Here is a 13,566-nt window from a genome sequence, read left to right as displayed (position 1 = left end):
GGGCGTGGACGGATCGTTTCTCAAGCGGAGCGGGCCGAATGCGCGCACCTGCTCCGACCGGGGCCCGCCACCCGGCTGACCGGTCGTCAGCCGAGCGGCACGCGGGGGACCCGGTGGTCGCTTTCCGGCCTGTGACGCGGTGTACGGACGTTCGGTTCCCGGGGGCCCGCCCACCCTCCTCCGAACGAGTGACACCACGTCCGGGGCACGGGACCGTCCGGCGCACGGGGCGGCGGCGGACGGCACGGCGCGTCAGCCCCGCAGGGTCACCAGCACACCGTCCAGCTCGTCCGGCTTCACCAGGACGTCGCGGGCCTTGGAGCCCTCGCTGGGGCCGACGATCCCGCGCGACTCCATCAGGTCCATCAGCCGGCCCGCCTTGGCGAAGCCGACCCGGAGCTTGCGCTGGAGCATCGAGGTCGAGCCGAACTGGGTGGAGACGACCAGCTCGGCCGCCTGGATCAGCAGGTCCAGGTCGTCGCCGATCTCCTCGTCGATCTCCTTCTTCGGCCCGCCGCCGACCGTCACGTCGTCCCGGTAGACCGCGGCCAGCTGGTCCTTGCAGTGCTGCACCACCTTGGCGATCTCCGCCTCGGTGACGAACGCGCCCTGCATCCGGACCGGCTTGCTCGCGCCCATCGGCAGGAAGAGCGCGTCGCCCTTGCCGATCAGCTTCTCCGCGCCGGGCTGGTCCAGGATGACCCGGGAGTCGGCCATCGCGGAGGTCGCGAAGGCCAGCCGGGACGGCACGTTGGCCTTGATCAGACCGGTGACCACGTCCACCGAGGGCCGCTGGGTGGCGAGCACCAGGTGGATGCCGGCCGCGCGGGCCAGCTGGGTGATCCGGACCACCGAGTCCTCGACGTCGCGCGGCGCGACCATCATCAGGTCGGCCAGCTCGTCGACGATCACCAGCAGGTACGGGTACGGCCGCAGCTCCCGCTCGCTGCCCGGCGGCGGGGTGACCCTGCCGGCCCGCACCGCCGCGTTGAAGTCGTCCACGTGCCGGAAGCCGTACGCCGCGAGGTCGTCGTAGCGCATGTCCATCTCGCGCACCACCCACTGGAGGGCCTCGGCGGCCTTCTTGGGGTTGGTGATGATCGGCGTGATCAGGTGCGGGATGCCCTCGTACGCGGTCAGCTCGACCCGCTTGGGGTCGACCAGCACCATCCGCACCTCGTCCGGGGTGGCCCGGGCGAGGATCGAGGTGATCAGGCAGTTGATGCAGGACGACTTGCCCGCGCCGGTGGCGCCGGCCACCAGGATGTGCGGCATCTTGGCGAGGTTGGCCATCACGGTGTGGCCCTCGACGTCCTTGCCCATGCCGACGACCATCGGGTGGGTGTCCTCGGCGGCCGTGCGCGAGCGCAGCAGGTCCCCGAGGTTGACCATCTCGCGGTCCCGGTTGGGGATCTCGATGCCGACCGCGGACTTGCCCGGGATCGGGCTGATGATCCGCACGTCCGGGCTGGCCACCGCGTACGCGATGTTCTTGGCGAGGGCGGTGATCCGCTCCACCTTGACGGCCGGGCCGAGCTCGACCTCGTAACGGGTGACCGTCGGGCCGCGGGTGAAGCCGGTGACCCTGGCGTCCACCTTGAACTCGGCGAAGGTGCCGCTGAGCTGGGCGACCACCTCGTCGTTGAGGGCGCTGCGGGCCTTGGCCGGGCCGCCGCGCTCCAGCAGGTCCAGGGAGGGCAGCGCGTAGCCGGTGCCCTCGCCGAGCCGGAGCTGCTCCATCCGCGCCGGCGCCGGACCGTGCTCCTCGGGGGCGCCCGGACCGCCGTTGCGGGCGGCCGGGACGGCGGGCTCCTCCGGCGGTGCGGTGTGGTCCTGCACCTGGTGCATCATGTCCGCCACCGCGGAGGAGGCGGGCACGCCGTAGACCAGCGCACCGTCCAGGTCGGCGGCCGCTCCGGCGGCGAGGTCGCGGGTGGCGTACGGGTCCAGCGGCTCCTTGTCCAGGGAGACCCGGACGGCCTCCGCCGGGTCCTCCGGGTCGGCCTGCCTGCGCCGGCGGCGGCGTCGGCGGGCGGCCACCTCGTCCGTCGGGTCGTCACCACCGGTGTCCACGGTGAACGGCAGCGCGTCCGGATCAGCGTCCTCCGGCGGATCGGTGGACAGCTCGCGCTCCGGCGTGCGCCCCCGGCGCAGCTCGTCGTCCGGGCCCGGCTCGACCACGCCGAGCCGTATCCCGGCCCACCGGACCCGCTCGCCGATCCGGTTGACGGGCGTGGCGGTGACCACCAGCAGGCCGAAGAAGGCCAGCAGCAGGAGCAGCGGCACGGCGAGGGCCGGCCCCGCGGCGGCCATCATCGGAGTGGACGCGGCCCAGCCGAGGATGCCGCCGGCCGCCCGTATCCGGGAGGCGCCGCTGCCCATCATCGGCGCGCCGCACCCGATGTGGACCAGGCCGAGGACGCCGACCAGCAGCGCGCTCAACCCGATCACGATCCGGCCGTTGGCCTCCGGCAGCTCCGGGTGGCGCCAGAGCCGGATCGCGATCGCCGCCAGCAGGAACGGCACCAGCACGTCGAGCCGGCCGAACAGCCCGGACACCACGGCGGTGGCGGCCCCGCCCAACCAGCCCTGCGGGCTGAACCAGGTGCCGGCGGCGGTCACCAGCGCGAGCCCGAACAACAGCAGGCCCGCCCCGTCCTTGCGGTGGGCCGGGTCGAGGTTCTTGGCCCCGTCGCCGAAGCCCCGGAAGATCGCGGCGATCGGGCTCGCGAGCGCGTTGAGGGCGCCCATCAGCACCGATCTCGACGGCGGCGCCGGCGGGGCCGCCTTGGCGGCCGCCCGTTTCGCGGGAGCCGCCTTCTTCGCCGCCGCCTTCTTCACGGGCGGCTTGCCCGGGGCTTTCGCCGCGGCCTTCTTGGACGGTCCCGGACTCGTCTTACGTGCTGCGTTCCCGGGCGTACGAGTGGCCATGGGTCAGCAGCCTACCGGTGTGGACCACCGGTGCACATGTGCCCGAGCCGGGCCGCCCGGACGTGTCGCAGACACACCGTCACCCTGACCGGGATTCACCCGGCCGCCGCACGGAACCACCCGGACGGGTGAACGTGCGGCAGCGGATCAGGAGCTTCCGGGGCGCAACGCGTCCAATGCCCGGCGCAGCGCCACGAGCTTGCGCTCCAGGTGCGCGGCGGTCGCCGCCACCCCGGCGTCCTCGACCCCGTCCAGCTGCTTGCCGAGCGCCTCCGATTGCTCCTCGACCGCCGCCAGCCGCGCCGACAGCTCGCCCAGCAGCGCCCCGCCGAGGGCCGGCTCGCCGCCGCCCGCCTCCAACTGCAGCCGCAGCAGCGCGGCCTGCTCCTTCAGCTGGCAGTTCTTCACGTACAGGTCGACGAAGACGGAGACCTTGGCGCGCAGCACCCACGGGTCGAAGGGCTTGGAGATGTAGTCCACGGCCCCGGCCGCGTAGCCGCGGAAGGTGTGGTGCGGGCCGTGGTTGAGCGCGGTCAGGAAGATGATCGGGATGTCCCGGGTGCGCTCGCGGCGCTTGATGTGGGCGGCGGTCTCGAAGCCGTCCATCCCGGGCATCTGCACGTCCAGCAGGATCACCGCGAAGTCGTCGGTGAGCAGCGCCTTGAGCGCTTCCTCGCCGGAGGCCGCGCGCACCAGCGTCTGGTCCAGAGCCGAGAGGATCGCCTCCAGCGCCAGCAGGTTCTCCGGTCGGTCGTCGACCAGGAGGATCTTCGCCTTCTGCATCAGGGCCCGCCCTCCTGTCGCCTGCCTGCCGCCCGGTGCCGGCACCCGCGTACTGCCCACCGCTACCCCGGTCATGCTAGCCGCACCCCCTCGCCCGGCACACCGCCCCGTCGTGACCCGATCCGGAACGGCGCGCAGCCAGTGCCCCGGCGCACGCTCAGCAGGGCGTCGCCGTCCGGTCACTGTTCGCAACGATCGGTGACCCTACCGGGTTCCCGGGCCCGTCCGCCAGCAAACCGACCGGCCGGGAGGCGTGAACCCCCGGGCCCACGACGGGGTTCACGCCTCCGGGCCCGTCATGCGCCCGGCTCGCCCCGCCCGCCCCCGCCCGCTCACGCGCGGTCCCCGCTCAGCCACTCGTGCATCACCGACAGCAGGTGGTCGGTCTCCACCGGCTTGGTGATGTGGTCGGTGGCGCCCGCCTCCAGCGACTTCTCCCGATCGCCCTTCATCGCCTTGGCGGTCAGCGCGATGATCGGCAGACCGGCGAACTGGGGCATCCGGCGGATCGCCTCGGTGGTCGCGTAGCCGTCCATCTCCGGCATCATGATGTCCATCAGGACCAGCGCCACGTTCTCGTGCTGCTCCAGCATCTCGATGCCCTCCCGCCCGTTCTCGGCGTACAGGACGGTCAGCCCGTGCTGCTCCAGCACGCTGGTGAGGGCGAACACGTTGCGGACGTCGTCGTCCACGATCAGCACCTGCTGGCCGTCGAAGCGCCGGTCGCCGTTGACCGGCCGGGGCTGCACGGGCTCCACCACCCGCGGCCCGGCGGCGCTCTCCAGCGCGGTGCGGCGGCGCTCCACCGCCCCGCGACGGCGCTCCTCGGCCAGCTCGCGGACCTCCTGCGCCCAGTGGTCGGCCGGGTTCTCGCCGACCGGCACCGGCAGGCCCACCGGGGTCACGCCGACCGAGGCGCGCGGCGCCGGGGCGTTCGGCGCGGACTGCCGCTCGCCCGGGCGCGGCTCCCCTGCGGGGTCCGGGGCCCCGGTGTGCAGCGGCAGGTAGAGCGTGAACGTCGAGCCCTTGCCCAACTCGCTCTCGGCGTGGATCTCGCCGCCGAGCAGCCGGGCGATCTCTCGGCTGATCGACAGCCCGAGGCCGGTCCCGCCGTACTTGCGGCTGGTGGTGCCGTCGGCCTGCTTGAACGCCTCGAAGATCTCCCGCAGCTTGTTGTCCGGGATGCCGATGCCGGTGTCGGAGACCGAGAAGGCGATCAGCTCGTCGTCCGGGTCCTGGATCGAGCCGGACTCCAGCAGCCGTTCGCGCACGTGCTGCGGGACCTCCGGGCCGGCCGGGCGGATCGAGAAGTCCACCGCCCCGGTGTCGGTGAACTTCACCGCGTTGGAGATCAGGTTGCGCAGCACCTGCTGGAGCCGCTGCTCGTCGGTGTGCAGGGTGACCGGCAGGGCGGAGGAGACCCGGACGGCGAAGTCCAGGTTCTTGTCCAGCGCGACCGGCTGGAAGGTGGCCTCCACGTAGTCGACCAGCTGGACCAGGGCGATCCGGGCCGGGCGGACGTCCATCTTCCCGGCCTCGACCTTGGACAGGTCGAGGATGTCGTTGATCAGCTGGAGCAGGTCGGAGCCGGCACCGTGGATGGTGTCGGCGAACTCGACCTGCTTGGGCGAGAGGTTGCCCTCGTTGTTGTCGGAGAGCAGCTTGGCCAGGATCAGCAGCGAGTTGAGCGGGGTGCGCAGCTCGTGCGACATGTTGGCCAGGAACTCGCTCTTGTAGCGGGAGGCCAGGGCGAGTTGCTCGGCGCGCTCCTCCAGGACCTGCCGGGCCTCCTCGATCTCGCTGTTCTTGATCTCGATGTCGCGGTTCTGCTGGGCGAGTTGCTCGGCCTTCTCCTGCAACTCCTCGTTGGTGCGCTCCAGTTCCTCCTGGCGCGCCTCCAACTCGGCCGATCGCATCGAGAGTTCGGCAGTGAGCCGCTGGGACTCCAGCAGCAGTCCCTCGGTCTTGGTGTTGACGCTGATGGTGTTGACCGTGACGCCGATCAGGTCGGCGATCTGGTTCAGGAAGTCCAGCGCGACGGTGGTGAAGGAGCTGAAGGTGGCCAGCTCGATCACGCCCAGCAGCCGGCCCTCGAACAGCACCGGCAGCACCACGATGTGCGCCGGGGAGGCCTCGCCGAGACCGGAGGCGATCTTGAGGTACCCGGGCGGCGCCTCCTTGAGGATGATCGCCCGCTTCTCCACCGCGGCCTGGCCGATCAGCGACTCGCCGGGGCGGAAGGTGGTCGGCATCGCCCGTCGCTGGTAACCGTAGCTGCCGATCAGGCGCAGCACGGTGTCGTTCTCGTCGTCGTCCTCGGTGATCAGCTCGGCGGTGCGGCCGGCCGGCTGGGCGAGGAAGAAGGCGCCGTGCTGGGCGGAGACCACCGGGGTCAGCTCGGTCATGATCAGCGAGGCGACCGCCTCCAGGTCCCGGCGGCCCTGCAGCAGGCCGGAGATCCGGGCCAGGTTGGTCTTGAGCCAGTCCTGCTCCTGGTTGGTGCGGGTGGTCTCGCGCAGGTTGGCGATCATCTGGTTGATGTTGTCCTTGAGCTCGTCGAGCTCGCCCGCGGCGTCCACGTCGATCCGCAGGCTCAGGTCGCCCCTGGTCACCGCGGTGGCGACCTGCGCGATCGCGCGCACCTGCCGGGTCAGGTTGTTGGCCAGTTCGTTCACCGACTCGGTCAGGTCCTGCCAGGTGCCGTCCACGCCGGGCACCCGGGCCTGGCCGCCGAGCCGTCCGTCGGTGCCCACCTCACGGGCCACCCGGGTCACCTCGTCGGCGAACGCGGAGAGCTGGTCGACCATGGTGTTGATGCTGGTCTTGAGCTGGAGGATCTCGCCGCGGGCGTCGACGTCGATCTTCTGCGAGAGGTCGCCGCGGGCGACCGCGGTGATCACCAGCGCGATGTTGCGAACCTGGCCGGTGAGGTTGTTCGCCATCAGGTTGACGTTGTCGGTCAGGTCCTTCCAGATGCCGGCCACCCCCGGCACGCTCGCCTGGCCGCCCAGGGTGCCGTCGGTGCCGACCTCGCGGGCGACCCGGGTCACCTCCACCGCGAAGGAGGAGAGCTGGTCGACCATCGTGTTGAGGGTCGCGGCGAGCGCCGCCACCTCGCCCTGCGCGTCGATGGAGATCTTCTTGGAGAGGTCGCCGCGGGCCACCGCACCGGCGACCTCGGCGATGTTGCGCACCTGACCGGTCAGGTTGGACGCCATGAAGTTGACGTTGTCGGTCAGGTCCTTCCAGATGCCCGACACTCCGCGCACCCGCGCCTGGCCGCCCAGGATCCCCTCGGTGCCCACCTCACGGGCGACCCGGGTCACCTCGTCGGCGAACGCCGACAGCTGGTCGACCATGGTGTTGACGGTCGTCACCAGCTCCAGGATCTCGCCCCGGGCGTCGACGGTGATCTTCTTCGACACGTCGCCGCGGGCGACCGCCGTGGTCACCTCGGCGATGTTGCGGACCTGGCTGGTCAGGTTGTTGGCCATCAGGTTGACGGAGTTGGTCAGGTCCTTCCAGATGCCGGCCACGCCGGGCACGCTGGCCTGGCCGCCGAGGATGCCCTCGGTGCCGACGTCCCGGGCGACCCGGGTGACCTCGTCCGCGAAGGCGCCCAGCTGGTCCACCATCGTGTTGATGGTGTTCTTCAGCTCCAGGATCTCCCCGCGCGCGTCCACCTGGATCTTCTGCGACAGGTCGCCCTTGGCGACCGCGGTGGTCACCTGCGCGATGTTGCGCACCTGATCGGTGAGGTTGTTCGCCATGAAGTTGACGTTGTCGGTGAGGTCGCGCCACACCCCGGCCGCCCCGGGCACCTGCGCCTGGCCGCCGAGCCGCCCCTCGGTGCCCACCTGGCGGGCCACCCGGGTCACCTGTTCGGCGAAGCCGGAGAGCTGGTCGACCATCGTGTTGATGGTGTTCTTCAGCTCCAGCATCTCGCCGCGCGCGTCCACCTCGATCTTCTGCGAGAGGTCGCCGCGCGCCACCGCGGTGGTCACCTGGGCGATGTTGCGGACCTGGCCGGTCAGGTTGTCGGCCATGAAGTTCACCGAGTCGGTGAGGTCCCGCCAGACCCCGGCCACGCCCGGCACCTGGGCCTGGCCGCCCAGCCGACCCTCGGTGCCGACGTCCCGGGCCACCCCGGTGACCTGGGCGGCGAACCCGTTCAGCTGGTCCACCATCGTGTTGACGGTGTTCTTCAGCTCCAGCATCTCGCCGGCCACCTCGACGGTGACCTTGCGGGACAGGTCGCCCTTGGCCACCGCGGTGGTCACCTGGGCGATGTTGCGCACCTGCGCGGTCAGCCGGCCCGCCATGGTGTTGACCGAGTCCGCCAGGTCCTTCCAACTGCCCGACACGCTGCGGACCTTGGCCTGACCGCCCAGCTTGCCCTCGGTGCCCACCTCACGGGCCACCCGGGTCACCTCGTCGGTGAACTCCGAGAGCTGGTCCACCAGTCCGTTGACGGTCCGCCCGATCTTCAGGTACTCGCCGCGCAGCGGGTGGCTCACCCCGTTGCTGTGCAGCGAGCGCAGCTCCATCTTCTGGTCCAGGTCGCCCTCGGCGATCGAGGCCAGCACCCGGCCCACCTCGGACATCGGCCGGGCCAGGTCGTCGATCAGCGCGTTGCAGTTGTCGACCGCCGCCATCCAGGCGCCCTCGCCCGCACCGGTCTCCAGCCGCTCGTTCAGCCGGCCCTCCCGGCCCACCGCACGCCGCACCCGGGCCAGTTCACCGGTCAGGTGCTGGTTGCGCTCGGCGACCTCGTTGAACACCGCGGCGATCTCCGCCAGCGGCCCGTCACCCGGCACCGTCAGCCGACGGCGGAAGTTGCCGTCCCGCATCGCGGTCAGCGCCGACAGCAGCTTGCGCAGCTCGGCGGGCTCCGCGCCGCGGTTGTGGCTCACTCGCCGGCCGGCCGCGTTCCGCGGCGCGGTCCCGGAGCGGCCGCCGCGCTGGGCGGGCGGCGTCGTACCGGTTGCGTCCTTGGTGGCCGAACTCAACGGGCCCCTCCCACACATCGTGAACTGTCCGGTGACCGCGCGTGCCGGTGCGGCACGCGCCCGGGCACCGGCCCGGCTGGGCTGCGTACCGGCGACCCTCGGCGCACCGGCACCCACACGACCGTACTGCTCGTACCGGTCCTCGCGGACCCCCCAGTCTGGCAGCACTGGCGCCCGGTGCACGCCCGGTTGCGCACGGTTGGCACCGCACCGTCCGAAACAGGTGGGCAGAATCACCCTCTGGTGCCTGTTTCGGCTCCCCGCCCCCACGGGGAACCAAGCGGAAAGTAGGGTGGAGCGCTGCACCGGGCCACGACCCGACCGAGCGCCGCCGCTCACCCCGACGGCGCGCACGGGGAATTCGGCGCCGCACCCCGGACAGCCCAGGCAAGAGCAGCAGAGGAGAAGTGGCAACGTGGTCACCGCGCGCGCAGCCGCCACCTTCGACCCCGACGGCCGGTCCGCGGCCGCCGCCCGGGGCTTCGTCCGGGACGCGCTGCTCGGCTGGGGCCTGCCCGAGGTCGTCGACGACGCGATCGTGCTGGTCAGCGAACTGGTCACCAACGCCGTCGTGCACGCCGGCACCGCCGCCGAGGTCTGCTGCCTGCGCGAGGAGGAGACCGTCCGGATCGAGGTCACCGACCACCACCCGGAGCGCGGCCTGCCCACCCTCGGCGACGGCCCGGTCACCGCCTCCGACCGCTACGCCGACCCCGACGGCGAGGGCGGCCGCGGTCTGCTGATGTGCTCCGCCCTCGCCGAGAGATGGGGCGTCGAGTACGCGGCCGGCCGGAAGACCGTCTGGTTCCGCCTCCAGCTGCCCGCGCACGTGGTCGGCACCCGCTACGCCGTCCCGGCCACCCCCGGCAGCGACCTGCCGAGCAGCGCCGGCCCGGTGCACGTCGCCGTCGTCCAACTCGACGAGGACGGCCGGGTCCTGGCCTGGAACCCGGACGCCGAAGCCCTCTTCCGGTACCCCGCCGCCGAGGTCCTCGGCCGCCCCTGGGCCGACCTCGCCGTCTGGCCGCACTCCCCCGACCGCGGCCTCGGCCTGACCGACACCCTGCGGCTGGCCCGCTGGGAGGGCAGCTACGGGATCCGCGACCGGGACGGCCGCGAGGTGGAGGTGTACGGCGTCCAGGTCCGCGTGCGCGACACCGAGGGCATCCCCTCGGCGCTCTGTCTGCTCGTCCTCGAACCCGACCGCGCCGTCCTGCGCTCCCCCGCACGCGCCCTGCCCGGCGAGCGCCCCGACCCGGCCGGCCCCCGGCTCGACCTGCTGGCCGGCCCGGTCGCCACCGACGACCTCGACACCCTGCTGCAGCGCACCGTGGAACGCGCCCGCGACCTGCTCGACGGCGACGCCGCGTACCTGCTGCTCACCACCGACGACGAGACCGAGTTCGAGGTCCGCGCCGCCACCGGCCTCACCTCCGGACACCGCCGGCACACCCGCTTCCCGGTCGGGACCGGCAACCGCTACGACTCCGCCCGGCTGCCCTCCGTGCACGAGGACCTGACCGCCCGCCCCACCGGCCTGCCCCTGCTCTCCGACAGCGGCATGCGCTCCCTGCTCACCGTCCCGCTCAAGGTCGAGGGCCGCCTGATCGGCTCGCTCGGCATCGCCGCCACCGCGCCCGGCCGCTACGACAACGAGGACGCGCTGCGCCTGCAGTTCGCCGCCGACCGGGTCGCCCTCGCCGTCGAGAGCACCCGGCTGACCGAGCTCGAACGACTGCGCCGCGGCTCGCTCTCCTTCCTGGTCGAGGCCTCCGACCTGCTGGCCGGCACTCTCGAACACGAGCAGACCCTCGCCCTGATGGCCCAGATGGCCGTCCCCACCCTCGCCTCCTGGTGCGCCGTCTACACCACCGCCGACCACACCTCACCGACCCGGCTCGCCTTCGTCCTGCACGAGGACGAGGACCGCATCGACCCGCTGCGCGACCTGCTCGACAAGACCCCCGTCCCCGAGGCCGGCCCCAGCCACGGCGTCCGCTTCTGGACGGCGCCCGCCGAGACCGCCGGGCCCGGCGGCCCCACCGACAACCCCGAACTCGCCGGCCTGCTCGGCGAGACCGTCGTCCTCGCGCTGACCGCCCGCAACCGTGTCATCGGCCTGCTGGCGCTCGGCGTCCCGGCCGGTGTCCGGTTCCGCCAGGAGATCCTCGAACTCGCCGAGGACCTCTCCCGCCGGGCCGCCCTGGCCCTCGACAACTCCCGCCTCTACTCCGAGCGCACCGCCACCAGCCAGGCCCTGCAGCGCAGCCTGCTCCCGCCGGACCTGCCGGAGATCCCGGGCGTCGAGGTCGACGTCTACTACCAGGCCGCGGGCGAGGGCAACGAGGTCGGCGGGGACTTCTACGACCTGTTCACCATCCGCGAGGGCACCTACGGCTTCGCCATCGGCGACGTCTGCGGCACCGGCCCCGAGGCCGCCTCGGTCACCGGCCTCGCCCGGCACTCGCTGCGGCTGCTCGCCCGCGAGGGCCTGGACGCCCCGCAGGTGCTCCGCCGCCTCAACGCGGCCATCCTGGACGAGGGTTCGCGCAGCCGCTTCCTCACCCTGCTCTACGGCGAGCTGACGCCGCGCCCGGACGGCAGCACCGAACTCTCCCTGGTCTGCGCCGGCCACCCGCTGCCGCTGCGGCTGCGCACCGACGGCCGGGTCGACCGCGCCGCCACCCCGCAGCCGCTGCTCGGCGTCATGGACGACCTCGACCTGACCGCCGAGCACCTGGTGCTCGCCCCCGGCGAGGTCCTGCTGTGCGTCACCGACGGTGTCACCGAACGCCGCGAGGGCCGGCGGATGCTGGGTGACGACGGCCTCGCCGAGGTGCTGACCGGCTGCACCGGTCTCACCGCCGGCGCCGTCGCAGCCCGCGTGCAGCGCGCGGTCGAACGCTTCGCCCCCGAGCCGCCGTCCGACGACATGGCGATCCTGACCCTGCGGGTGCCCGACCAGCGCCAGCCGTGAGCGTTCCCGGCTGACGCAGTCACAAATTGTTATCTTCACAAGGGTACAAGCGCCCGACGCCGGGTAAACCGATCCCACCGGGGAATCCACCCGGCGGGGACGTGACCAGCGGGCTCTCCGTTGGCCCATCACTTCCGACCGCGGCCCACGCACGCTCACAGCCGTGCGCCATCGGCGCGGTCGCGCGCATCCACTCACCGACACCACGCCACAGGCGTCACTGCGCCCTGCGCGCGCCCAGAGTGAAAGGAGCCTCCGGTGAGCAACGACGCTACCGGGGCAACGAACGCCCGCTCCACCGGAGCCGACGCGGGTAACCTCGGCTACCTCGCCCTCGGCCTGACACTACTCGCCTACGGTCTGCTCTCCACCGGCCTCCTGCACGGCGCCGGAGCCGGGGACGCGGCCCACCTCGCCCATCTGCTCGGCGGCGTCACCCTCTTCATCGCGGGCCTCTGGCAGCTCCGCGGCGGCGAGGGCTTCACCGGAACCGCCTTCACCAGCCTCGGCGCCTTCTGGGCGACCTGGTCGGCGGCGGGCGGAGCAGGCAAGAACGCCGCCGGTCTGTTCCTGCTGCTGTGGGCCCTGCTCGCCCTCACCCTCACTGCGGCGAGCTGGGGCGCCGGTCTGCTCGGCCGCGCCGTCTACGGCCTGCTGACCCTGTCCCTGCTGCTCTCCGCCATCGCCACCTTCGGCGGCTACGGCGGTCTGGCCAAGCTCGCCGGCTGGGTCGCGGCCGTCTCCGGGCTCTCCGCCTGGTACTGGGCCACCTCCGCGCTGAGCAACGGCGCCTGGGGAAAGCTCGCCCTGCCGGTCAAGTGAGCCGCTGACGGCTCAACCGACCTGCTCCAACCGCTCCTCGGCGGCGCCGCGGGGTCGGGTCTCCGTCGAGACGGAGACCCGACCCCGTCGGCGTGCCGCCAACGCCAGGACGGCGTAGGCGAAGAGGAGGATGGCGACGGCGACGATGCCGTCCGTCCAGAAGTGGTTGGCCGTCACGACGACCACCGCGACCGTCAGCACCGGGTGCAGCACCATGACCCACCGCAGCGAACTGCGCGACACCCGGATCACCGCGACCGCGGCCAGCACGCACCAGGCGACGTGCACCGAAGGCATCGCCGACAACTGGTCCGCCACCACCATGCCGCCGACCGCGCCCCCGTACACCGACTGCCCGTACTCCGCGGCCACGTCGACGAAGCCGCTCTCCGGCAGCATCCGGGGTGGTGCCACCGGGATGAACTGCACCAGCAGGCAGACCGCGGTCGTGATCACCACCGTGTTCCGCACCCACGCGTACCGCTCGCGGTGCCGCACGAACACCCAGAGCAGGACGGCCAGCATCACCGCGAAGTGCATGATCGCGTAGTAGTAGTTCGCCAGCCGCACCAGGACCGGGTACGGCATCACCGCCGCCTGCCAGGAGGCCTCGTCGGGCAAGCCGATCACCTGCTCGGTGTGGTGGATCCAGCTCGCCCGGTCCAGCGCGTGGTCCGTGCTCATCACCGACAGGTGCCCGACCAGCTGCCAGAGCGCGAACAGCGCCAGCAGCGTGCCGGCCTCCCGGAACAACGCCGAGAGCGACGGCTTCCGAACCCTCGACGCGACGTACGCGCCCGCGTAGAGGCCGGCGGCGGCGCCCCCGGCGGACTGCCAGGTCAGGGTCAGGTTCTGCATTGGCAGAGGTTAACGCAAAAAGCCCCCCTCCCGAATGGGAAGGGGGCTTTTTGGAATGATTGTTCGGCGGCGTCCTACTCTCCCACAGGGTCCCCCTGCAGTACCATCGGCGCTGTAAGGCTTAGCTTCCGGGTTCGGAATGTAACCGGGCGTTTCCCTCACGCTATGACCACCGAAACACTATGA

The 13,566-nt window shown here is 72.2% G+C and carries 6 protein-coding genes and 1 rRNA gene; 2 read left to right on the top strand and 5 right to left on the bottom strand.

Annotated elements, in window-relative coordinates; genetic code table 11:
* Positions 1-252 precede the first annotated feature (252 nt).
* The 3 genes from AB0Q99_RS20695 to AB0Q99_RS20685 form a co-directional block, all read right to left on the bottom strand.
* Positions 253-2,931 (bottom strand): DNA translocase FtsK, encoded by a 2,679-nt coding sequence (locus AB0Q99_RS20695; RefSeq protein ID WP_363573826.1) that lies wholly within the window; start codon positions 2,929-2,931, stop codon positions 253-255.
* Positions 2,932-3,078: 147 nt separating this feature from the next.
* Positions 3,079-3,717: a response regulator gene (locus AB0Q99_RS20690; RefSeq protein ID WP_363573980.1), complete on the bottom strand. Its 639-nt coding sequence runs from the start codon at positions 3,715-3,717 to the stop codon at positions 3,079-3,081.
* A gap of 329 nt (positions 3,718-4,046) precedes the next feature.
* The gene (locus tag AB0Q99_RS20685) at positions 4,047-8,627 is read right to left on the bottom strand and encodes a HAMP domain-containing protein (protein ID WP_363573978.1); all 4,581 of its coding nucleotides are present in this window, start codon (positions 8,625-8,627) and stop codon (positions 4,047-4,049) included.
* 511 nt (positions 8,628-9,138) lie between these two features.
* Between AB0Q99_RS20685 and AB0Q99_RS20680 the strand changes: the two genes are divergently transcribed.
* Positions 9,139-11,700: a SpoIIE family protein phosphatase gene (locus tag AB0Q99_RS20680; protein ID WP_363573824.1), complete on the top strand. Its 2,562-nt coding sequence runs from the start codon at positions 9,139-9,141 to the stop codon at positions 11,698-11,700.
* 258 nt (positions 11,701-11,958) lie between these two features.
* Positions 11,959-12,522 carry a GPR1/FUN34/YaaH family transporter gene (locus AB0Q99_RS20675; protein WP_363573822.1) on the top strand — a complete coding sequence of 188 codons (564 nt, stop codon included), beginning with the start codon at positions 11,959-11,961 and terminating at the stop codon, positions 12,520-12,522.
* Positions 12,523-12,534: 12 nt separating this feature from the next.
* Here AB0Q99_RS20675 and AB0Q99_RS20670 read toward each other — a convergent pair whose 3' ends face one another.
* Complete coding sequence (locus AB0Q99_RS20670; RefSeq protein WP_363573820.1) at positions 12,535-13,380, bottom strand: phosphatase PAP2 family protein; 846 nt, start codon at positions 13,378-13,380, stop codon at positions 12,535-12,537.
* Between the two features lie 61 nt (positions 13,381-13,441).
* Positions 13,442-13,557 (bottom strand): 5S ribosomal RNA (gene rrf, locus AB0Q99_RS20665).
* Positions 13,558-13,566 lie beyond the last annotated feature (9 nt).

Origin of the sequence: Kitasatospora sp. NPDC086791 (genome assembly GCF_040685975.1) — a bacterium.
Taxonomy (GTDB): domain Bacteria; phylum Actinomycetota; class Actinomycetes; order Streptomycetales; family Streptomycetaceae; genus Kitasatospora.
The sequence above is the reverse complement of the archived record's forward strand: the minus strand, read 5'-3'. Positions and strand labels throughout refer to the sequence as shown.